Origin of the sequence: Yersinia frederiksenii ATCC 33641, assembly GCF_000754805.1 — a bacterium.
Lineage (GTDB): Bacteria > Pseudomonadota > Gammaproteobacteria > Enterobacterales > Enterobacteriaceae > Yersinia > Yersinia frederiksenii.
Genome location: NZ_KN150731.1, coordinates 2,792,105 through 2,815,430, shown reverse-complemented (window position 1 = coordinate 2,815,430; position 23,326 = coordinate 2,792,105). Strand labels below are relative to the sequence as shown.

Here is a 23,326-nt window from a genome sequence, read left to right as displayed (position 1 = left end):
ATAATTCATCAGAAATATAAAAACGCACCAACGACACTGGGGAAGATATGAATATCGACCATTCAACCAGTCAGCCGCAATCTGTTGCTGAGCGGCTGCTTCTGCTGTTGAAAACTCGTGGCCCATTGCAAGCCACCGATGCCGGTAAGGTTCTGGGAACTACGGGGGAGGCCGCACGCCAACAATTTGTAAAATTAGCCAAAGAAGGGTTGGTTGTTGCCGTTGCACAGGCGAAAGGTGTCGGGCGGCCGATCCAACTTTGGCAGCTAACCGATAGCGCGAATCGCCGTTTTCCTGATGCTCATGGTGAGTTAATGGTTCAGTTATTGCGAATGGTACGTGCCAAATTGGGCGAAGAAGCACTTAATGTGCTGATTGACACCCGTGAGCATGAAACTCGCGAGCAGTATTGCTTAGCGATGGAAGGGGCTAAGAGTATTGATGAACGGGTGAAGAGGCTGGTGGCTATTCGATCGCAAGAAGGTTATATGGCAGAGAGCCACACTCAGGCCGATGGATCGATATTGTTGATTGAAAATCATTGCCCCATTTGCGCTGCAGCCACTGTTTGCCAAGGTTTTTGCCGAGCAGAATTAGATGTCTTTCGTCAGGCATTGCAGGCACCCGTTACACGAACTGAGCATATACTCTCTGGTTCCCGCCGTTGTGTATATCGGGTCTCTGTGGAATAAATAAAGCCATGTATAAGAATTCATCTAGATACATGGCCGAATGGCGGGTTTAGAGTTCATCTTTATATAAAAAACCAAGCTTGAGTTTCACTCTGGCTGACGGTTGCGTGATCACTTCAGAAAATAGTTTTGTTTTCCCTTTCTCTTTCATATATCGGGCTAGTGCCATAAACGCAGCTGTGCTGGCACCTCTTATGGCACCTTCATTTTCCGGGTTAAGCACATAATTGGGATTGGTCAATGATGCAGCAACTTCAACAGAACCCGCACCATAGTGGCTATTCTCGCCATAGTCGCTGTCAGCCACTAACAAACTAATAATCTGGCGGTTGTAACGCACAATGACCCAGTGATTATTGGGCTCCAGGGGAAGGCTTTCAAGATCTGACAGCATGCTATAACTCAGTGCAATCCCGGCATAGACAATTTCACTCCTTGGTGCCGGGCACGGTAATGCGGTATTACATTCTTCTCTGAAGGAACGCTGCTGTTCACTATTCATTCCTGTTTGATATGCCCTATAGGTCCTATTCCATTCCTCTACTACTGTGTGTAATTGAACATGAGCCTCTGGCGTTATGGTACTAATATCGTCGATGATTTGTATTTCAAACCCAGTATCTGATGTCATCCATTCCCCGTTATGAAATACGCGAGGAAAAGTTTCTTGATAAACAAAGTTAGTTAATAACAATTCATAGTAACCCAGTGGTAATGATTGTGCTTGAGTGGCGGATGCTACCGGATAAGTACTGCTGCTCTGTAACTGATAATTGGCAGAATTCAGTTGGGTGTGATTAAAGGCTTGGATGAGTGGACGGAAAATATGGGAAGTATCTTCCTGAGTAATATCTTGTGATTGAATGTTGGTTATTAATCGTTGGGTAGCATCAGGGTGCTGCTCTATGGCCGCAGTGGCTAATTGACGATAATTAGCGTCAAACGGTGGAAGCTCAATATTTCCTGTACTGAGGATGCCGGTTACCATTTGACGGAAATAATCTGTTGTCCAGGCACTTAGCTGAGAACCAAACAGCAGAATAAAATCGGCCATCACCTCGGAAACCCAACGGCCACAATGTGATGCTGATGGTTGTGTTTGGCGCGGATAGCGAGTGGAGAGAATATTTTCTATTGAGGTGTTACAGGCTTTTGCCGCTGCTGGCAGGGTGAGAGCCTGATTATGCAGGTTTGTATCGAGATGGGTTAATACCAACCTTGGTGGGGGCGGGCTGTCTAATGGGGGGCTAGCATCTTGTTCTGGCTGCGGTAGCGGAGTGGCTGAGCTTGCCACAACCAGTGTTTTTCCTGCCCCGTCTGAGTTTGAAAACTCGTTGATTCCCACCAGTTTATCGAGCTGATTGCAGCGCCCATGAACGACATAATTGTAAATTGCCAACAGGGGAATACCGATACAGCCCGCTATCCCTAAAGCTCCCCGTTTATTGCGGTGAGAGTGCTTATTGATGGCCATTATCGTTTTGTTCAATATTAATGGATTGAGGTTTTGCTGAGAGGAGTCTTGGTCATACTTGGATATACCATTTGTGATGTATAAATTTGTTGCATCATCGGACGAATATCCACTAATCCAAAATGGGGTATTGAGTGATTCAGTACCTTTAGCTTCCACATATTGAAACTGAAGTTGACCATCGTTTAATTTGAATAATAAAGATAAATTATTGGCTTTATCATTTAATTTCATATGGAGTGGTTCACGTTTTTCAGTGGTATAAAAGAATAAATCTTTTCCAATAATAACAACTTGTGGATAGGCCATAAAACCCACAGAAAAGTTGCTATCATTATTGATATCAACATTGATGAGTACAAAGTTATTGATGTCACCAAATACGGCAGAATACTGGCCGAATATATTATTTAACTTTATTGTGTTTTCTTTAATGACAACACAGTTTTGTGCACAAAAAACGGGGGAGCCAAGGGCTTTTATGGCACTGATTTTCCCTGCCATGCCTATTTTCTCTAGGTCTGATAAATGAATTTATTCTGATAAATTATAATAGGGTGAATTGAAATTATCATTTTCATAAATTGTGACTTGTACTCCTTTGGGGATATCAATCGACGATATTTGATCATTAAGATGTTTATCTTCTATATTATAGAGATCTATCATTTCAGGTGCCGCCAGACAGTAATATCGACCTCTAAAGTTATCTTCAGAATAGAAACAAGCGGGAAGGTGTTTTTTTCCTGATAAATATAATAGTTCCTCTATTGATTTTTGAGATAAATCAATAATCTTGTTAATGTTTTCTGCGGTTGTATTTTCTGTGTATGCTATGAAAAGCAAAGGTAGTAATAATATTTTATTCATATATATCACCATAATTAATTGAGATGAATTTTCTGAATAGTGAATGTCAAAGTTCCTGGTGATGGAAACCCAGTTTCTTTTTAACAATGGCTGAGGGTTGTGAAATGACTTGAGACCTTAGTGTTTTTTTACCTTTTTCTTTAAGATAGCGAGCCAGTTCTCTTACTGCAGCCGATCCGGCTCCACGGACACTGCCATTTTCTTGTGGGTGTAATACATAACGTGGATCCGTGACCGAAAAGCTAATATAGCTATCCTCACCATTATCGTCATTACGGGATGCTAATACACTGATGATTTTGCCTTTGAGCTTAACAACTACAAATTGATAGTTACTCGTATTATCCTGTAAAAGATTAGATAACATATGGCTCGTGGCTCTGGCGGCATAAATTGTCCTATCTCTGCTGGTTAAAGGGGCACCATCGTGATCCGATTCATATGCAGTTTCACTATAAGTCCGATGCCAGTTATTAGTAACTTCAGCTATTTCATTAGTTAGGTTGGTCGAAATATCCTGATCGCCGCCTGGAATAACGGTTATTTCAAAATAGAGGCCTTCTGGCGTGAACCATTGGTCATTATCTCTAATTCGGGGGGCAGGAGGCTCAGCTGGATGAGTGTAATGCTCTAAAGGTAAAATATAATCACCTAATGGTAAGTCTTGCGCAACTTGAGGGGAGGCCAGAGTCTCCTGACTTTCATTGAATATTAAATAAAGTGCATAGTTTAATATTGTGTAATTGAAAGCCTCCATCAGCATTTCTATTAACGGTTCGATACCTACAATATTTATTGCATCTTGAACGCCTCTAACTAATCGATCCTCGGTCTCCTGATCAGAGCCAGCATAACCGGTGGTACCGTGCTCATTAATTTGTTGTACAACACGGGCTAAATTATCGATGGTCCAATCTACTATGCCTCCACCAAACAGCAACGTGAAATCTGCCAATAGATTAGATAATCTGGACCCACAGCGAATGCCAGTCTGACGTGGATAGCGGGCGGAGAGAGTAGCCTCCAGAGTGGTTTTGCAGGTTTGTGCCGCAGCCGGTAGAGTGAGTGCCTGGTCATGCATGTTGGTATTCAGATGGGTTAATACCAACATCGATGGAGCGGGATTATCTAATGAAGAATCGGAGTCTTCTTCTGGCACAGGCAATAGAGGAGCTGTACCGGCCACAACCAAAGTTTTTCCTGCGCCATCGGAGTGAGAAAATTCATTTATTCCCACTAATTTATCGAGTTGATTACAGTGGCCATGAACCACATAATTATATATTGCCAACAGCGGGATACCGATACAGCCAACGATCCCCAATGTTCCTCGTTTGTCGCGATGAGAATGTTTATTGATAGCCATTATTGTTTTGTTCAGTATTAAAGGTGAGGTGTCTTCTGGTGGTAGGCCTTGATCATTATCGGAGACGCCATTAGTAATATATAACTCTGCTGCATCTTCAGGTGAATATTTAGTGTTAATCCAGAATGGGATATTGAGTGGCATAGTCGCTTTAGCTTCAAGATATTGAAATTGAAGTTGATGACCATTTAATTTGAACAATAAAGATAGATTATCGGTATTATCATTTAACTTCATGTGGAGTGGTTCACGATTTTCTGTAGTATAGAAAAATAAATCTTTTCCAATAATGACAACCTGTGGATAGGCCATGAAACTGACACTAAAATTGCTATTTTTATTGATGTTAACATTAGTGAGTACAAAATTATTGATATCACCAAATAGGTCAGGGTAGTGACCAAAAATATTGTCTAATTTTATTTTGTTTTCTTTAATGACTACACAGTCTTGTGCACAAAAAAACGGGGATTCAAACGCCTTGATTGCACTAATATTTCCTGCCATATCTATCTTTTCTAGCTCAGCTAAATTGGCTGACTCTGTTAAATTATAATGAGGTGAATTAAAGCTATCATTTTTATAAACTGTGACTTGCACGTCTTGGGGAATGCTGATTGAAGTGATTTTATCGTTAAAATGTTTATCTTCTGTATTATAGAGGTCTATCATTTCAGGAGCAATTAAACAAAAGTATTCACCTTGAAAATTATCTTCAGAGTAGAAACAGGCAGGAAGATGTTTTTTTCCTGATAAATGGATTAGTTCCTCTATTGGTCTATTCGATAAGTCTACAATAGCATTGGTGCTTGCTGAGTATATTATAATAAATAAATATGACAATAATAACTTATTCATATCAACTCCATAATGTATTTAAATATAACTATTCAAAGCTCATCATGTTCAAATCCCAATTTTGTTTTCACTCTGGCGGAAGGGTGAGATATAACATCCGAATGTAGGTATTTAATCCCTTTGTTTTTAAGGTAACTTGCTAACCGGTTAACTGCTGCAGTACCGGCTCCGCGAATACTCCCTTCTGCCTCGGCATCTATAATAGACTTGGGCGTGGTAAGATAGTTTGCCAGATAATAATGACCTTCTTGTTCTTCATCATTAATTGTATACTTCATTGCTTCTAATATATGGATAATATGGCCATCCACTTTGACGATGATAAATAAATAGCCCGGAGTATTATTTTCCAAATGGGTTTTCAGCGAGTCACTGGTAATTCGTGCAGCATAAATTATTCTATCACTGGCAGTAATTGGTACTCTGGTTTCTTTATGGGTATTCTTATCTGTAATTATCATTGATCCAAAAGCGAGGGAATAATATTTCTCAAACCATTCATTAATAACGGCGAGTGATTCTGCGTGTAATTCCCTTTCTTCGTCTTGATTTTCCCCCGATATAATCTCGACTTGAAAGGTTAATGAACCCGATGTTTCCCATTCACCATTTCTGCGAATACGCACGGGCTCAGTGCTCGGAATATAAGTATCAAGAGATAGCACATAGTGCCCTAAAGGTAAGTTTTGAGCCGCCGAGGGGGAAGTATTTTCGCCATTGGTACGTAGGTAATAGTGGGCGAGTGCGCTTTCCGCATAATGGAATGAATGGGTGATTTGATTGATGGCTTCTATTCGCCCAAGTTCTCGCACACCTCTTCTGATGCCTTGGAGTAAACGTCGTTCTGTTCCCGTATCAATAACAGCATATCCTGTACTATCTGAATCGATTGCACTATCAAGCACTCGACGTAAATGATCGAGTGACCAGTCACGCAAACTACTGCCAAACAATAAAGTAAAATCAGCCAGCAGACGTGATAGCCAGGAACCACAAGTAGGGCCATCTATTTGGCGAGGAAAACGGCGACTAATTAAATTTTCCAATGGGATATGACAGGCTTTGGCCACTGCGGGCAAAGTTAAGCTTTGTTGGTGCAATGACGGCAAGTCTAAGTGGGCTAACACCATTGCATTAGGTGGCTCTTCGGTTTTTTCCGGCGTGAGCGAGATGGGTTTTAAGGCTGTCGCAGAACCCGCGACCAGTCGCATTTTTGCCTTATCTTCACCACTGAAAAATAACTTAATGCTGGCCCAGGCTGATTCCACCTGATTACACCGCCCATGTACCACAACATTATAAAGAGCCAAAGGGCCAGACAGAAGGCAGCCTAGAGTACCGGCAACCTCCCGTCTTGTTCTATGATGGCTGCTCATCGTGGCCATCAGATGATGGCTCATTATTAAAGGACCATTGAGAACATTATTATAAATAATCAGATTGGGAAGTGTGTTCAGATTTCTGGTTCGTTCTGAGTGAAGAATAATGGTAGGTGATGGTATTCCTTTTTGGTCTTGGCTGTTCTCCATATAATTTATTTTTAACTCAGAATTTGACATCTCAAAGATAAATGAAATAGAGGTAGTATCGGGCTGGAGCGGGTGACTAATTTGTTGACTGTTGACCCCTCGACTAAGAATATTTATCTCATTATCATCAATAGTGATATCTGCGTTGTTCTCCAGATTTAAATTAAACATGGAATTACTGTCTATTTCAAAACTGAATAGTGCCACTCTACTCTGACGTTCAAAATCAACAACTGAAGTGTGGAAAATATCATCTAGAGAAATCACCATTTTACTTAATATGACGCATGTTTTTTCGCAGTTAAGTGAATTATTATTTTTTGCGACAATATTCATTCTATCTTGATTAATATTAGGATCTATATTATTAACTTGATATGAGAATAGATCCTCATCAAAAAATTCGTAATGTTCATGTGAGTGAGGGAAATTGTCATCAATTGGTGGGGTTACGTAGTTATAGCTTATTTCTGTTTCAGAAAAAGACAAGGGTAATGGTAATAAATAGAAAACAAAGAATAACAAAATAAATTTATTATGCATGATAGCCTCATATTATATTAACAGCCCTCTATTGAGGTGAATTTAAAAAATAGCAATCTGATCTCCACTATAAAGAATAGGGATAAAATAAGTTCTTTAATCTTCTTTTTTATTCTTTTAGATGATTGATAAGATATTTTTTATGGCGGGGTATCTAAAAAAATTCACGGTGCGGTTAATTAATCTGTGGTGGCATTAAATAGGACGGAACCACTGCATAGTTAAAATAAAATTTTTAGTTTCTGCATTATAACTTCGCTCGGCGACGACAAACCCTTGTTTACGGTAGAAGTGGTAAGCACGGAGGTTTCGTTGATAAACCTCCAGTGTCAGCGCCTTATAATGTTGTTGAGCATGATCCATTAATAGTTTGCCCACCCCTTTGCCGTGGAAAGAGGGTTCAACAAACAAGGCTCCCACCAGTTGTTCTTCAAGAATACTGATAAACCCGACGATGGTATTACCCGCGGGAGTGACTGCCGGTGGCTCTTCCTGCTGACAATACACCCAGGTGCGCGCCGCCGGAAGATAGGTATTTCGTACCAATGGTGCGCTCTCATGCCAGTATTGCTCAGCAATAAAAGGATGGGCCGCAATAGTGCTGGTTAGCCATAATGGCATTATCGCCTCCAGATCTTCCGGCCGGGCTGTACGAATCATTTATCGGCGTTATCCGGATGGCAGAAGCAATTGCACATATGGTCATTCACCAGCCCGCTAGCCTGCATAAAGGCATAGCAAATAGTGGAACCAATAAATTTAAACCCTTTTTTCTTCAATGCCTTAGACATGGCGTCTGATATCGGTGTGGTTGCCGGGGCTTCGGCCAGACTCCACCAATGATTTACCTTTGGTGTACCCTCGACAAAGCTCCAGATAAACTCGGAAAAATCCTCACCATTAGCCTCCATGGCCAGGTAGGCTTGAGCATTGGTGATGATGGCCTGAATTTTACCGCGATGCCGAATAATACCGCTATCCAGCACCAGTGTTTCTACCTCTTTAGGCCCCATTTTGGCCACACGTACCGGATCAAAATTATGGAAACACTTACGGTAGTTTTCGCGCTTTTTCAGCACGGTTATCCATGACAATCCAGCTTGTTGCCCTTCCAGACAAAGCATCTCAAACAGTGCCTGATTCTCTCTCTGCGGGATGCCCCACTCTTTATCGTGATAATCGATATAGAGTGGATCTGATGTGACCCAGCCACAGCGTTGTAACGCCATACTCATAACTCCTGTCAGGGGAATCTAAAACCGGATGATGGCTGTTCGTCGGATGATTAGCAACCTGTAGACTCACACTTTGCCTTTGAAGGGTATAAGGGCGATTTATCAGTTGAAACCGAATAAATGGCCTGTTTTATCGACAAATATACCTTGATTCTTGCTTCTTGCCGGATTCTGGCTGTATATCTTACGGTCAACGGGTATACTGACCCATTCCATTTTAATCACTTGTATCGCGTGCGAATCCAACATGCAAAAGTTTGATACCAAGACCTTTCAGGGCCTGATCCTGACGTTACAGGACTATTGGGCGCGCCAAGGCTGCACCATTGTTCAACCACTGGACATGGAAGTCGGCGCGGGTACCTCCCACCCAATGACCTGCCTGCGAGCACTTGGCCCAGAGCCAATCGCTGCCGCTTATGTACAACCTTCACGCCGCCCGACCGATGGTCGCTACGGTGAGAACCCGAACCGCCTGCAACACTATTATCAGTTCCAGGTGATCATCAAGCCTTCACCAGACAACATTCAGGAACTGTATTTAGGTTCATTGAAAGAACTGGGTCTGGACCCGACGATTCACGACATTCGTTTTGTCGAAGATAACTGGGAAAACCCAACATTGGGTGCCTGGGGTCTGGGTTGGGAAGTGTGGCTGAATGGAATGGAAGTGACTCAGTTCACTTACTTCCAGCAAGTGGGTGGTTTGGAATGTAAACCGGTCACCGGCGAGATCACTTATGGTCTGGAACGTTTGGCAATGTACATTCAGGGTGTAGACAGTGTCTATGACCTGATCTGGTGTGACGGCCCTCTGGGTAAAACCACCTACGGCGATATTTATCATCAGAATGAAGTGGAGCAATCCACCTATAACTTCGAATATGCCGATGTGGACTTCCTGTTCTCCTGCTTTGAGCAGTATGAGAAAGAGGCTCAGTCATTACTGGCGCTGGAAGCCCCACTGCCGTTGCCAGCTTATGAACGTATTCTGAAAGCGGGCCATACGTTTAACCTGCTGGACGCCCGTAAAGCCATCTCGGTGACCGAGCGTCAGCGCTATATTCTGCGCATTCGTACGCTGACCAAAGCTGTCGCCGAGGCCTATTATGCCTCCCGCGAGGCGCTGGGCTTCCCTATGTGCAAAAAGAATCAGAACTAAGAGGCTGTCATGACTCAACAGACTTTCCTGGTGGAAATCGGCACAGAAGAGTTGCCGCCGAAGGCTCTTCGTTCTCTGGCCGAATCTTTTGCTGCCAACTTCACCGCTGAATTGGATAACGCCAATCTGCCCCATGGTGAGGTGATTTGGTATGCCGCACCACGCCGTTTAGCATTAAAAGTGATTAATTTAAGTGCTGCTCAGGCTGACCGTGAAGTTGAAAAACGCGGCCCGGCGATTGCACAAGCATTTGATGCTGAAGGTAAACCAAGCAAAGCGGCCGAAGGTTGGGCGCGGGGTTGTGGTATTACGGTGGAGCAGGCCGAGCGTCTGGTCACTGATAAAGGTGAATGGCTGCTGTATCGCGCCCACGTAAAAGGGCAATCAGCACAACTTCTGCTGGCAGGGATGGTTAATACTGCGCTGAGCAAGCTGCCTATTCCAAAACTAATGCGTTGGGGTGATAAAGAAACCCAATTCGTTCGTCCGGTTCATACTGTGACCCTGTTGCTGGGGAGCGAATTGATTCCTGGCACGGTGCTGGGTATCGATTCAGACCGCGTTATTCGTGGTCACCGTTTTATGGGCGAAGCCGAATTCACTCTCGATCATGCGGATCAATACCCGCAAGTGCTGCTGGAACGCGGCAAAGTTATCGCTGATTATGAATTGCGTAAATCCATCATTAAACGTGATGCGGAACTGGCGGCACAGAAGATTGGCGGTGTTGCTGATCTGAGTGAAAGCTTGCTAGAAGAAGTGGCATCATTGGTTGAGTGGCCGGTGGTGTTGACGGCTAAGTTTGAAGAGAAATTCCTCGCCGTTCCTGCGGAAGCGCTGGTGTACACCATGAAGGGTGACCAGAAGTATTTCCCGGTGTACGACACGGCGGGTAATTTGTTGCCCAACTTTATTTTCGTTGCCAATATTGAGTCGAAAGATCCGCAGCAGATTATTTCGGGCAATGAGAAGGTTGTACGCCCGCGTCTGGCGGATGCCGAGTTCTTCTTTAACACTGACCGCAAAAAACGTCTGGAAGATAATTTACCGCGTTTGGAAACCGTGCTGTTCCAACAGCAACTGGGTACCTTGCGTGATAAAACCGATCGTATCCAAGCACTGGCCGGTTGGGTTGCGGCACAAATTGGGGCTGATGTTAACCATGCCACTCGTGCAGGTTTACTGTCCAAGTGCGACCTGATGACCAATATGGTGTTCGAATTCACTGACACCCAAGGTGTGATGGGGATGCACTATGCCCGTCACGATGGTGAAGCTGAAGACGTTGCTGTGGCGCTGAATGAGCAATATCAGCCACGTTTTGCTGGCGATGACTTGCCGTCTAATCCGGTGGCTTGTGCATTGGCGATTGCCGATAAAATGGACACGCTGGCAGGTATTTTCGGTATCGGCCAACATCCGAAAGGCGATAAAGACCCATTTGCTCTGCGCCGTGCGGCGCTGGGTGTGCTGCGTATTATCGTCGAGAAGAACTTGCCGCTCGATCTGCAGACTTTGACCGAAGAAGCTGTGCGTCTGTACGGGGCTAAGCTGACTAACGCTAAAGTCGTCGATGAAGTGATTGAGTTCATGCTGGGCCGTTTCCGTGCCTGGTATCAGGATGAAGGCCATAGTGTCGATACCATTCAGGCGGTACTGGCTCGTCGTCCAACTAAACCGGCTGATTTTGATGCCCGGGTGAAAGCGGTGACGTATTTCCGCACACTGGATGCAGCTGCGGCATTGGCTGCTGCAAACAAACGTGTGTCGAATATTCTGGCTAAATCCACTGATACGCTGAATGACCATGTTCATGCTTCGGTGTTAAAAGAACCGGCAGAATTGAAATTGGCCACACATTTGGTGGTACTGCGCGATAAGCTGGAGCCGGTATTTGCTGCGGGTCAATATCAGGAAGCTCTGGTTGAACTGGCGGCATTGCGTGAAACAATCGATGAGTTCTTTGAAAGCGTAATGGTAATGGCTGAAGATGATGCTGTGCGGATAAACCGCCTCACATTGTTGAGCAAGTTACGCGAGCTGTTCTTGCAGGTTGCTGATATTTCGCTGTTGCAGTAATCCTGTACTCGGCTAGTCACAGGGGAGCGTATATCGCTCCCCTTAGCTATTCTTATCACTCACACTCAGTGATAAGAATAGGATTTTGTGAAAATAAGTACTTATTACAGGAGTAGCTTCACATGACTTTTGCACTAAATACGACCCGATATTCACGTTGGTTGGCGCCATTACTGGCGTTACTGGTGGTGTTCCAATTGACCGCCTGCGGGGATAAAGAGCCAGAACAACGTAAGGCTTTTATTGATTATCTGCAAAATACGGTAATGCGCAGTGGGATGAAACTGCCAACACTGAGTGAAGATCAAAAGCAGAAATTTGGCCCTTATGTCAGTGATTACGCGATTTTGGTGACTTTTTCACAGCAACTCAGTAAATCTGTGGATGCCAGCTTGACGCCAGCGATTGCACAGATCAATGAGATTCGTGTGGCGCAAGATTATCTTAATAAACGCGATGCTCTCCAGCAGTCAGCGGGTGCATTGAACCTGTTAGTGCAGCAGATTCGTGCGGCTAAAACACAGGCCGACACGGCCGTTGCCGCATTGAAGCAACCCGATGACCTGAAAGTCGTGTTTAATAAAGTCTTCGACAATGTGGTGACTCAGCCGACCAATGTATTGATTCCTGCCGTTCCAGTGGTTTCTGCCTTTGTACAGGACTTGGCGCAGGTTGGGGATTTCCTGCAACAGCAGGGTACTCAAGTCACCTTCAATAATGGCGGCGTTCAATTCCAAACTGCACAGCAAGCTGCACAATACAACGCGATGATGACTAACTTGGTCGCTAAGTATCCGGCAATGATGGCGGCACAGAAAAGTGTTATGAGTGTTATGCAGTAATTTTTGCATTCTGAGTTCGACGTTTTGATGAAAGGGGCTTATTGGCCCCTTTTTTATTTCGCGTTTGTGCTCGTATCACTTACCCGTTTTGTGGCCTTCCGCTAGGGTGCCTGCTCAACCACTCAAATGTGTTTTTGCATCGAAACCTTGCCCTAAAACCAAAAAGCCGAGCGCTTCATTTACCATTGTTGCTTTATTACACATTTGCCAAGTGCCTTGGCCATCCATAGGCATTCGGTGGATGAATGTCTTATATCCCCTCTGCGAGCAAAAATAATTTGTGATTTACATCACACTTTAAAAACAAACTCACCACTTAAAAATGTGATTTTAATCACGTTAAATGAGGTTTTTAGCTTAAAAATTATCCTCTGTGGCTTTCTTACACCTCAATAGTGTGATCTTTGTCAACAAATACACCCCTGTGGCAGGGGTTTTGATGTGATATTGATCACATTGTTGGGGTGAGCTACGCGTGTGTAAAAGAGCATGCTAAAGTTTGTTTTGCATACAGCGTGTTTGTATTCGATAACACCGGCGGGTTTTGCAGAACTGCCTCAACAAAACAATTATATCGCGCTCTTATTGTTAGCGCGTACCAATAGGGGTGTTTTATGTTTTCACCGGACGCAAAGGTCAGAATTCAAAATTTTGGCCGATTCCTTAGCAACATGGTTATGCCCAACATCGGCGCGTTTATCGCCTGGGGTATTATCACGGCACTGTTTATTCCAACCGGCTGGCTGCCAAATGAAACGCTAGCCAAACTGGTTGGCCCGATGATCACCTACCTACTGCCACTGCTGATCGGTTTTACTGGTGGTCGTTTAGTCGGTGGCGATCGTGGTGGTGTGGTGGGGGCTATCACCACCATGGGGGTGATTGTTGGTGCGGATATGCCAATGTTCCTCGGTGCGATGATTGCAGGCCCATTAGGTGGCTGGGCAATCAAGCGCTTTGACCGTTGGGTTGACGGTAAAATCAAAAGCGGCTTTGAGATGCTGGTTAACAACTTCTCAGCCGGTATCATCGGTATGCTGTTGGCTATTCTAGCCTTTATGGCGATTGGCCCATTGGTAGAAGTGTTATCCCAAGGGTTGGCGAAAGGTGTGCATTTCATGGTGCAGCTTAACCTGCTGCCATTGACGTCTATCTTTGTTGAACCGGCCAAAATCCTGTTCCTGAATAACGCCATCAACCACGGTATCTTCTCACCTCTGGGTATCCAGCAGGCGACAGAAACCGGTAAGTCCATCTTCTTCCTGATCGAAGCTAACCCAGGCCCAGGTATGGGCGTGTTGATGGCTTATATGTTCTTCGGCAGAGGCAACGCCAAGCAGTCTGCTGGCGGCGCGGCTATCATCCACTTCTTCGGTGGTATCCACGAAATCTATTTCCCATATGTTCTGATGAACCCACGCTTATTGCTGGCGGTCATTCTGGGCGGTATGACTGGCGTGTTCACACTGACTGTGCTGAATGGCGGTCTGGTATCTCCAGCTTCTCCTGGTTCTATCTTGGCAGTATTGGCGATGACACCTAAAGGTGCTTACTTCGCTAACATTGCAGCTGTTGCCGCAGCCTTTGCCGTATCCTTCGTGGTATCAGCTATCTTGCTGAAAACCTCTAAAGTGAAAGACGAAGACGAAGACAGCCTGGAAGATGCAACTCGTCGTATGCAGGATATGAAAGCGCAATCTAAAGGCGCGCAAGCCGCAAATGCAGCAGCTGCTGCTGGCGACTTGAGCACGGTGCGTAAAATTATCGTTGCTTGTGATGCCGGTATGGGTTCCAGCGCAATGGGTGCTGGTGTGTTGCGCAAAAAAGTACAAGATGCGGGCCTGAAGTATATCTCTGTAACTAACTGTGCCATCAACAACTTGCCGGAAGATGTCGACCTGGTTATCACGCACCGTGATTTAACTGAGCGAGCGATGCGTCATGCACCGCAGGCACAGCATATCTCACTGACTAACTTCCTCGACAGTCAACTGTATAGCAACCTGACAGCACGTCTGGTTGAAGCCAGCGATGCTGCGACGAAAGCTCAGAAAGTGATTGAAAAATTGGATGATAGCTTTGAACCCTCAGAAGCCAATCTATTCCGACTAGGCGCAGAGAATATCTTCCTCAATCAGCATGCCACAGCCAAAGAGCAAGCTATTCGCTTTGCGGGTGAGCAGTTGGTGAAAGGAGGTTATGTCGAGCCGGAATATGTTGAAGCGATGTTGGAACGTGAAAAGCTGACCTCCACTTATTTGGGCGAATCTATTGCCGTACCACATGGTACGATCGAAGCGAAAGACCGCGTGCTGAAAACTGGGGTTGTGTTCTGCCAATACCCTGACGGCGTGCGCTTTGGCGACGAAGAAGACGAAGTAGCGCGGTTGGTTATTGGTATTGCCGCCCGTAATAACGAGCACATTCAGGTCATTACTAGCCTGACAAATGCGCTGGATGATGACTCTGTCATTGAACGTTTAAGTAAAACAACCAGCGTACAAGAAGTTCTGGATTTACTGGGTGGTAAAAAGTCATAACTGAGTGGCGATAGGTGTTATTCGGCACTGCTGGATAACTACCGCAACCTGAATAGGGCCGTTGGGAGTAAACGGCCCTTTTACAGCAAAAGGTAAAGAATATGAAAGCATTGCATTTTGGCGCAGGTAATATTGGCCGGGGATTCATTGGTAAACTTCTTGCTGATGCCGGTGCGCAACTGACTTTCGCCGATGTTAACCAACCTCTGTTGGATGAGCTAAATAAGCGTAAGCGTTATCCGGTCAATATTGTTGGCGAGCAAGCGCGTGTTGAAGAAGTGAAGAATGTAAGCGCCGTCAACAGTGGTAGCCCGGAAGTGATTGAGTTGATTACGCAAGCGGATATTGTCACCACCGCCGTTGGCCCACAAATTTTGGCCCGCATTGCAGGCACTGTGGCACAAGGTCTGATTGCCCGCCATCAACAAGGTAACATCCGCCCACTGAATATTATTGCCTGTGAGAATATGGTACGTGGCACCAGCCAGTTAAAACAGCATGTCTTTGCTGCTTTGCCGGAAGATGAGCAAGCTTGGGTTGAGCAACATGTGGGTTTTGTCGATTCTGCGGTAGACCGTATTGTGCCGCCATCAGAAGCGGGTAGCACAGATATTCTGGCGGTGACGGTAGAAACCTTTAGTGAGTGGATTGTCGATGGCACCCAGTTTAAAGGGCAACCACCAGCAATCGCCGGTATGGAACTGACTGACAACTTGATGGCCTTTGTGGAACGCAAACTTTTCACATTGAACACCGGCCATGCTATTACGGCCTATTTGGGTCAGCTTGCTGGTCACCAGACTATTCGTGATGCCATTTTGGATCCTGTTGTACGCCAGGTAGTAAAAGGCGCAATGGAAGAAAGTGGCGCGGTACTGATCAAACGTTATGCTTTTGAACCACAAAAACATGCCGCTTATATCAATAAAATCCTCTCCCGTTTTGAGAACCCTTACTTGCATGACGATGTTGAGCGCGTTGGCCGTCAGCCACTGCGTAAATTGAGTGCCGGTGACCGTTTGATCAAACCGCTATTGGGGACATTGGAATATCAGTTACCACACGATAATTTGGTCACAGGTATTGCCGCCGCGATGAGTTATCGTAGTGAACAGGACCCGCAAGCACAGGAACTGGTTGAATTGTTGGCAAAATTAGGGCCGAAAGCTGCGCTGGCGCAAATTTCAGACCTACCTGCTGATAGTGAGGTTGTCGAACAGGCGGTGAGTGTGTATAACGCCATGCAGGACAAACTGACGCACTGATTCCATTAAGAGCCAAGCCGGTTGCATTATCCCCTTCGTCCTTGAAGCTGCAGCCTACCTGCAACTCCAATGACTTTGGGTATAGGTGATAAATACCGTGTCAGATTGCACGGTATTTATCCTTTAGTAGCCTTATATCCAGTGACAAGCGATGATTGAAAAAACACAGGCATTTGAGAATCGGGTACTAGAACATCTGAACGCGGGTAAGACCGTTCGGAGTTTCTTGATGGCTGCTGTCGAATTATTGGCAGAAGCGCTCAATATTCTCGTGGTGCAGGTTTTTCGTAAAGATGACTACGCGGTGAAATATGCTGTGGAGCCATTGCTGGTTGGGGATGGGCCGCTAGGGGAGTTATCCGTCAGGTTGAAGTTGGTTTATGCCTTAGGTGTTATTACCCGGCATGAATATGAAGATGCCGAGTTATTAATGGCACTGCGTGAAGAACTCAACCATGATGGCACCGAGTATCGCTTTACTGATGATGAAATCCTCGGGCCATTTGGTGAATTACATTGTGTTGCTGAATTACCGCCTGCCCCGACATTCCTCCGCCCGGATGAAGCTGATGCTTCACTGATTGCCATGCAACGTCAGCGCTATCAGCAAATGGTGCGCTCAACGATGGTGCTTTCAATTACTGAATTGCTCTCCCGCATCAGTCAAAAACAAGTTTCTAAGCTCTCCCCCCTTGGTCACGTCTGATTTAAGCAGGTAAAATACTCAGCCATTCGTCCATTAGTAGCCACAATGCGGTGATTGCCATCAAGCCGCCCATCACGCCATTGAATAACCGCAACTTCCAATTGACACGCAGTGCATGACGCAATTGGTCGCCCATAACCGCCCAAACTGCGACACAAGGTAAATTCAATAAAGCAAAACCTGTCATAATCAGCAAGGTATGGCTCAGTGTTGCCCCTTCGCGTGGTGTGAATAAAATGGCGACATTCATTGCCATCAGCCAGGCTTTTGGGTTAACCGCTTGAAATAATGCCCCCTGAATAAATCCCATTGGTCGCTCACTATCTCGCGCATTTGGGGTACCAGCATGAAAAATCTTCCAAGATAGCCACAATAAATAGCCACCTCCCAACGTCACCAGAGGGAGGCGAATCACTCCCACCCAACTGAGAATCAGTGCCAGCAATGTAGTGGTTAACGCACATTGTAATGCGCAACCAAAGGTAATCCCCAGCATCATTGGCAAGGTTCGGCGCAAACCAAAATTGACGCCAGAGGCGGCTAACAGCAGGTTATTCGGGCCGGGAGTGATCGACATAACGGTGACGTAACTGATAAAAGCGCTGTCCAGCATGGGGAATTCCTCTGTACCCTTCGTTCTTGAAACCGCAGGGGTGTTAGCTACGTTCACTAACCCGAATCACTTACTTGAGTAAGCTCATCGGGATTTGTTTACTTGCTGCCTACCTGCACTTCCAATGACTTTGGGTAAATAATTATATTACCAAGAGATTCAGCATAAACAGCAATCGGCGATAGCGTCAGAAGCAGAAGTTATCTATTGTTATGGGTACAGTTTGCATAAGCTTAAACTGTACCCATTGATCCTGCGGAGAACTGTCACCATGTCCCTGGCTATGAATGAAATCCGCTACTTGCAAGTGGCTGACAATTTGGCGCAGGCCATTAAAAATGGCAGTCTGCTGGCGGGCAGTCGCCTGCCATCGGTCCGGAGCTGTGCGCAAAGCCACCAAGTGAGTATCAATACTGTGGTGGCGGCTTATCGTACGCTGGAAGACCGCGGCTTGATTGAAGCTCGCCCACAGTCAGGGTTTTACGTCTGCAGCCCATCGACAGCCGTGGTGCCCACTGCCACAGTGGGCAAGCCGGTGGAGGAAGTACTGGATTTGATTGATACCGTCTTTGCCGCGCAACAAAATCCACGATTTACCAATATCTCGCTCGCTTGCCCGCAAACCGGGGATTTTTATCCCAGTGCCAAGTTGGGGCGCATTATGGCGTCGCTACTGCGTCGGGAGCCGCAGTTAATCAGCCAGTATTCCTTGCCGCCCGGCAGTCAGCGGCTACGGCAACAAATCGCTCGCCGCGCCATGACACTGGGAATGTTGGCCAGCCCAGCGGATATTACCATTACTCATGGTTGTATGGAGGCGCTGCAATTGGCTCTGCGGGTGACGACCAAGCCCGGAGATTGCGTCGGGCTGGAGTCGCCAACCTATTTTTATCTGATGCCATTGCTGGCCAGCCTTGGCCTGAAAGCGGTGGAGATTCCCACCGATCCGCAGCAGGGTTTATCGTTGGATGTATTGGAGTTGCTGCTTAAGGAAGGGCGGTTGAATGCATTGATTGCCATGCCAACGGTACAAAACCCATTAGGTTACACAATGCCACTGGCGGCGAAGAAACGGCTGGCGCAGCTGATGAACGATCATCAGGTGCCATTGATTGAAGATGGTTTATACGCCGAAATTCAATTTGGCTCGACATTATCGCCGGCGGTAAAAGCGTTTGATCGTGATGGTTGGGTGCTATTTTGCTCCAGTTTTACCAAAACCTTGGCACCGGATTTCCGCATCGGTTGGATTGATGGTGGGCGCTTTGCAGACGCACTGCATAAGCTAAAAGCGGTTTCTTCTATGGCTGAACCGGTGTTGCTATCAGAAACGCTGGCACTCTTTCTTGAATCGGGTGGCTATGACCACCACTTGCGTAGTTTGCGCCGCCGCTATGCGCAACAAGTACAGCTTGCCCAGCAATTAATTACCCGCAGCTTCCCACGCGGCACTAAAGTAACCCAACCTGCGGGCGGCTTCGTCTTCTGGGTAGAATTCCCTGACAGTGTCGATACTGTCGCGCTGTTCCATCAATTATTGCAGGAACAAATTTGCCTGACCCCCGGCACGCTTTATTCACCCAGTGGTCGTTATCGTCATGCTTTCCGCCTATCATGCTGTTATCCATTCAACAGTCGCTATACCGAGGCATTAGAGCGGTTGGGGGCAGTTGCATGTGAAATGAGTGGTGAATCTGCCGGAATGCAGTGGCAGCCGTTACAGGAGGCTGCTGCCGAAAGACGTGCATCCTGATACACTATCCATCTTGATGCACAATCAGTGCTATCCTATCTCCAACTTTAGCGAAATATCGTGCCCATCAGCGGCATGTACGGGCAAATACTATGAAAGAACATGCAGAAATCAAACGTCTAAGCGATATGCTGGATGCGCTGAACCATAAAGATCCTACTGTTATTCAGCAGGGGAATGTGGATTTAATTGCGCAACATATGAAAGAAAAAGAGAAACTGGCAGCTGAAATTCAGCGTTTGAAAGAAGTGCGGGTCAAGAACCTCAGTGCTGAAGCTCAGAAATTGGCTCAACTGCCATTCAGCCGTCCAATTACCAAGAAAGAGCAGGCCGATATGGGCTCTTTGAAAAAAGCGGTACGCGGCATTGTGGTGGTGCATCCAATGACGGCATTAGGCCGTGAAATGGGCCTGAAAGAAGTGACTGGTTACGCCAAAAAAGCTTTCTGAGTACCACTTTTGATAAACCTGGGTGCGTGGTATCTGCTGCCACCCGGTTTGTTTTTGTCAGCTCATCACTCAAAGAGTTCAGCGTGTGTCCCTGTTCGGACAAAAACAATCTGGTTTATCTTGCCGTGATTGCTTAATTTGTAGATGAGTAAGAAATCCCCGCCAACATGACATTCTCGGAAGTCTTTCGTATAGTCTGCCGTCCTTGGCATTGTCGTTCGCTGACTTACTGTTGTCTTGTTCAAGTTCAATAAATAACTCATCAGAAGTGATAAAGCGTACGTCGCGAGTGCGAACAATCTCTTCTGCTTCCTGCATAGCCGCACGTGTTTGTGTGTTAGGTACTAACATTGTGGTGTGTGTAGCTATTTTAGTCTCCTCATCAATAAATCTAATTTGTATCTCAATTGAGATGCAATCAAATTTATCGAAGGACTTGATGATGTTTAACTATTAGCCACCTCTTGATATCTCGCTATTTCCTCGCAAGCGCCGATTAAAATCCTCAATTTTTCCTTCAACAATGCGCGTCAGCATGGTTTTGCTCCAACTGGCGGATAGCCCTGAGACGGCTAATAGGCGGCTATACTGTTCTTCATCGAATGGCATATGCCAGGTGATGGCGATGGCTTCAGACACGGAAATATCGCTGGTTCGTGCGAGTAACGTTAATGGATGGCTGTCGCTGACCTTACCGGGCGAAATCACGCGATATAGCCACCCGCAGTAGCCGGTTTGTTGCATCAATAGCGACATATCTTCGATGGCAAAATGAAAATTGAGTTTGTAACAAGGTGAGCGCGGTTGGGTTACCTGAATGATAGCTTCACCCCAGCGATAGATATCCCCCATATACACATTCTTCTCAGTCATACCGAGGGTGGATATATTCTCACCGTAAGCAGGTGGCGAGAAAATATCGGCCTGTGCGGGGAATTGCTGCACCCAGTGCTGATAATGTTCTCGTGGGTAATGGCATAAAGCGCGATCCGGCCCGCCGTGGAAGCGGGTTTCAGCCTGTTCATCCCCTTCTAACCCCAGAGAGGTGAGCATAATGCCGCCCTGCACCTGACGTTTGCCAATAGCACTGGGGGAACTGCCACTATAAGGTTCGATTTTACCGATATAAACCTGTGGATACTTCATCTGCTCTCCTAGTCTGTATCTAAAAGGGAGAGTCAGAATACCCTGCCTGATGGCAGGGTTCCAAGGTTTAGCCAGAAATCAGAAGGTTTCCCAGTTATCTTGCGGAGCACTATTACGCGTCTCTGGGGTCGGGCGAGGTGTTGGTGTATTTTTAGGTGCCGACGACACGCTATGACTTTGGCTGGTTTCAGCCTCTGATTCAGACAGCCGGAACACCGCGACCGCTTGTGCCAGTAAAATAGCCTGCTCTGCCAGTGAATCAGCGGCAGCGGCAGACTCTTCCACTAAGGCGGCATTCTGCTGTGTTGTGCTGTCCATTTCGGAAATAGCTTGGCTAACTTGGGTGATACCACGACTTTGCTCATCAGAGGCTGAGGCAATTTCGGCCATAATATCGCGCACATGGGTCACGGAGCGGACGATATCTTCCATGGTTTGCCCTGCATTTTGTACCAGTGAGGTGCCCGCATTGACTTGCGACACCGACTCGCCAATCAACCCTTCAATTTCTTTAGCCGCCTGTGCACTGCGTTGCGCCAGATTGCGAACTTCACTCGCGACCACAGCAAAACCACGGCCTTGCTCACCAGCGCGAGCGGCTTCAACCGCTGCGTTCAGTGCCAAAATATTGGTCTGGAATGCAATACTGTTAATCACGGAGGTAATTTCAGAAATGCGTTTAGAACTGCCAGAGATATCGTTCATGGTGCGCACGACATCATTGACTAGCTTGCCACCTTGTTGAGCCGTTTGTGATGCCTCGGTTGCCAGTTGATTGGCATGGTGGGCATTGTCGGCATTCTGTTTAACCGTGGCATTCAACTGCTCCATGCTGGCGGCAGTTTCCTCTACGGCAGCCGCTTGCTGCTCGGTACGAGAGGATAAATCAGTGTTACCAGCCGCAATCTCACCGGAGGCATGAGAGACCTGGCTAACGCCAATGCGGATTTCATCAATCATGGCACGCAGATTTTCATTCATGCGGGCAACTGCATTCATCAACAGGCCCAATTCATCTGTACGATTCGATGTGGTCGCAGCGGTTAAGTCACCGGTGGCGATACGTTCAGCCATTGCCAGAGTGGTGCGCAGTGGCACAGTAATTTGGCGAGTCATGCGCCACGAGATAAGTAGGCCAAACAGCAGGGCGGCAATTGCCGCGATGGTTAATTGCAATTGTGCGTTATTGATTTCGTCATGAGTGCCTTGTAACTCTTGAGTAAACAGATGGGTCGCGAGTTTATTCAGCTCATTGGCATTGGTTTCCATCACTATACCCACTTCCAGCTCTTGCTGATAAGCCGGTAGATAGGCCAACACATTGTCTTTGTAGGCGCTGAGGCTAGAGATAACCGGGGCCAATAACTTTTGTTGGTCGGCTGATAATACCGGCATAAAAGCATTTGCGGCACTGTTGGCAATATTGATTGAGGTAATCAGCGACGATTCTGCCTCTTGGCTGCGATCCAGCAATAAACCGCGCGCGTTATAACGCACAGTCATTAATTTTTGATTCATCTCTGCCAGCAGAATCTGGGTGTTGGTATCTGCCCCTTCATTGAGCAAACTTTGCTGTAACTCGTTGAGATTCTTCTGGGTCTCGGAGATATTCCAACTTTTTCGGACATCGTCTTTATGGGCTACCGCATTCACAAAATTACTTTGTTGTTGCAGGTACTCCTCGACCACATCGGTAATACCGCCAATAATTTTACGATTCTCCGCCGACCAACTCAGTCCTTCGCTCTGGGTTAAGAGATTTTTTATGTTATTGATATGTTGTGAATTTTCTTTGATATATTTCAGGTCATAGGTCCGCTCATAGAGCGCACGGTTATATTTTGCCTGATTAGCTTCATCATTTATTTTGTAACTTAGATCGACTTTATAAGCATGTTCTTCAATGACGGAGAAATGATAAGCGGTGGTACCTGCGATGATTCCAACTAACAACAACATCATAAAAAAGCTTAATCCCAGCTTTTTACCAACCTTCACGTTTTCAAAGTTACCAAAAACTTTGCTAAATACTGCCATGTTCTTCTCCGTTATGCGGTGTATTTGCTGCAAATCAATCAGCGTAGGTGAGTTTTGGGGAGTCTAATTATTAGAGGAATGAAGGGGCTGGATGGACGTGGAATAGCCTTGGCAAGAGTACTTTTCCCAAACGTTTTTATGACAACATTTATAGACTCATGCCATAA

19 protein-coding genes are annotated in these 23,326 nt (G+C 46.0%); 9 read left to right on the top strand and 10 right to left on the bottom strand.

Features of this window, described 5'->3' with window-relative positions:
• Window positions 1–47 precede the first annotated feature (47 nt).
• On the top strand, window positions 48–692 hold the full coding sequence (locus DJ58_RS09325; protein ID WP_004707270.1) for a helix-turn-helix transcriptional regulator: 645 nt from the start codon (window positions 48–50) through the stop codon (window positions 690–692).
• 49 nt (window positions 693–741) lie between these two features.
• Here DJ58_RS09325 and DJ58_RS09330 read toward each other — a convergent pair whose 3' ends face one another.
• The 6 genes from DJ58_RS09330 to DJ58_RS09350 form a co-directional block, all read right to left on the bottom strand.
• On the bottom strand, window positions 742–2,670 hold the full coding sequence (locus DJ58_RS09330; RefSeq protein ID WP_004707269.1) for a hypothetical protein: 1,929 nt from the start codon (window positions 2,668–2,670) through the stop codon (window positions 742–744).
• A gap of 30 nt (window positions 2,671–2,700) precedes the next feature.
• Window positions 2,701–3,036 (bottom strand): peptidase inhibitor family I36 protein, encoded by a 336-nt coding sequence (locus tag DJ58_RS23905; protein WP_050413886.1) that lies wholly within the window; start codon window positions 3,034–3,036, stop codon window positions 2,701–2,703.
• Between the two features lie 46 nt (window positions 3,037–3,082).
• Complete coding sequence (locus DJ58_RS09335) at window positions 3,083–5,260, bottom strand: GNAT family protein (protein ID WP_032910574.1); 2,178 nt, start codon at window positions 5,258–5,260, stop codon at window positions 3,083–3,085.
• A gap of 32 nt (window positions 5,261–5,292) precedes the next feature.
• On the bottom strand, window positions 5,293–7,332 hold the full coding sequence (locus DJ58_RS09340; RefSeq protein ID WP_004707266.1) for a hypothetical protein: 2,040 nt from the start codon (window positions 7,330–7,332) through the stop codon (window positions 5,293–5,295).
• Between the two features lie 195 nt (window positions 7,333–7,527).
• On the bottom strand, window positions 7,528–7,992 hold the full coding sequence (locus DJ58_RS09345) for an N-acetyltransferase (protein ID WP_032910573.1): 465 nt from the start codon (window positions 7,990–7,992) through the stop codon (window positions 7,528–7,530).
• On the bottom strand, window positions 7,989–8,561 hold the full coding sequence (locus tag DJ58_RS09350; protein WP_032910571.1) for a DNA-3-methyladenine glycosylase I: 573 nt from the start codon (window positions 8,559–8,561) through the stop codon (window positions 7,989–7,991). The genes DJ58_RS09345 and DJ58_RS09350 overlap by 4 nt, the downstream gene beginning before the upstream one ends.
• A 253-nt stretch (window positions 8,562–8,814) precedes the next feature.
• Between DJ58_RS09350 and glyQ the strand changes: the two genes are divergently transcribed.
• The 6 genes from glyQ (at window position 8,815) to DJ58_RS09380 (ending at window position 17,161) form a co-directional block, all read left to right on the top strand.
• On the top strand, window positions 8,815–9,729 hold the full coding sequence (gene glyQ / locus DJ58_RS09355) for a glycine--tRNA ligase subunit alpha (protein ID WP_004707262.1): 915 nt from the start codon (window positions 8,815–8,817) through the stop codon (window positions 9,727–9,729).
• A gap of 9 nt (window positions 9,730–9,738) precedes the next feature.
• Window positions 9,739–11,808 (top strand): glycine--tRNA ligase subunit beta, encoded by a 2,070-nt coding sequence (glyS, locus tag DJ58_RS09360; RefSeq protein WP_004707261.1) that lies wholly within the window; start codon window positions 9,739–9,741, stop codon window positions 11,806–11,808.
• Between the two features lie 122 nt (window positions 11,809–11,930).
• Window positions 11,931–12,650 (top strand): DUF3053 domain-containing protein, encoded by a 720-nt coding sequence (locus DJ58_RS09365; protein WP_032910569.1) that lies wholly within the window; start codon window positions 11,931–11,933, stop codon window positions 12,648–12,650.
• 614 nt (window positions 12,651–13,264) lie between these two features.
• Window positions 13,265–15,190, top strand: a complete 1,926-nt coding sequence (locus tag DJ58_RS09370) for a PTS mannitol transporter subunit IICBA (protein ID WP_032910567.1) — start codon at window positions 13,265–13,267, stop codon at window positions 15,188–15,190.
• A 101-nt stretch (window positions 15,191–15,291) separates the two neighbouring features.
• Window positions 15,292–16,455, top strand: coding sequence for a mannitol-1-phosphate 5-dehydrogenase (locus DJ58_RS09375; RefSeq protein ID WP_004707257.1), 1,164 nt, complete (start codon window positions 15,292–15,294; stop codon window positions 16,453–16,455).
• A 151-nt stretch (window positions 16,456–16,606) separates the two neighbouring features.
• The gene (locus tag DJ58_RS09380) at window positions 16,607–17,161 is read left to right on the top strand and encodes an MltR family transcriptional regulator (RefSeq protein WP_004707256.1); all 555 of its coding nucleotides are present in this window, start codon (window positions 16,607–16,609) and stop codon (window positions 17,159–17,161) included.
• 1 nt (window position 17,162) lies between these two features.
• Here DJ58_RS09380 and DJ58_RS09385 read toward each other — a convergent pair whose 3' ends face one another.
• Entirely contained in the window at window positions 17,163–17,774 is a 612-nt protein-coding gene (locus tag DJ58_RS09385) for a LysE family translocator (protein WP_004707255.1), read from the bottom strand.
• A 271-nt stretch (window positions 17,775–18,045) separates the two neighbouring features.
• On the opposite strand from DJ58_RS09385, the gene DJ58_RS09390 reads away from it, so the two are divergent.
• Together DJ58_RS09390 and DJ58_RS09395 are read left to right on the top strand one after the other, a co-directional pair.
• The gene (locus DJ58_RS09390; RefSeq protein ID WP_032910566.1) at window positions 18,046–19,527 is read left to right on the top strand and encodes an aminotransferase-like domain-containing protein; all 1,482 of its coding nucleotides are present in this window, start codon (window positions 18,046–18,048) and stop codon (window positions 19,525–19,527) included.
• A gap of 92 nt (window positions 19,528–19,619) precedes the next feature.
• Complete coding sequence (locus DJ58_RS09395) at window positions 19,620–19,976, top strand: YibL family ribosome-associated protein (protein ID WP_004707253.1); 357 nt, start codon at window positions 19,620–19,622, stop codon at window positions 19,974–19,976.
• Between the two features lie 65 nt (window positions 19,977–20,041).
• Here the strand turns inward: DJ58_RS09395 and DJ58_RS22745 are convergent, their stop codons facing one another.
• The 3 genes from DJ58_RS22745 to DJ58_RS09405 form a co-directional block, all read right to left on the bottom strand.
• Window positions 20,042–20,188, bottom strand: a complete 147-nt coding sequence (locus DJ58_RS22745) for a type II toxin-antitoxin system mRNA interferase toxin, RelE/StbE family (RefSeq protein WP_071985017.1) — start codon at window positions 20,186–20,188, stop codon at window positions 20,042–20,044.
• 241 nt (window positions 20,189–20,429) lie between these two features.
• Window positions 20,430–21,122 carry a 6-hydroxyaminopurine reductase gene (yiiM, locus tag DJ58_RS09400; RefSeq protein WP_004707252.1) on the bottom strand — a complete coding sequence of 231 codons (693 nt, stop codon included), beginning with the start codon at window positions 21,120–21,122 and terminating at the stop codon, window positions 20,430–20,432.
• A 78-nt stretch (window positions 21,123–21,200) separates the two neighbouring features.
• A complete protein-coding gene (locus tag DJ58_RS09405) occupies window positions 21,201–23,159 on the bottom strand; it encodes a methyl-accepting chemotaxis protein (protein ID WP_004707251.1) in 1,959 nt (652 codons plus the stop codon).
• Between the last annotated feature and the right edge of the window lie 167 nt (window positions 23,160–23,326).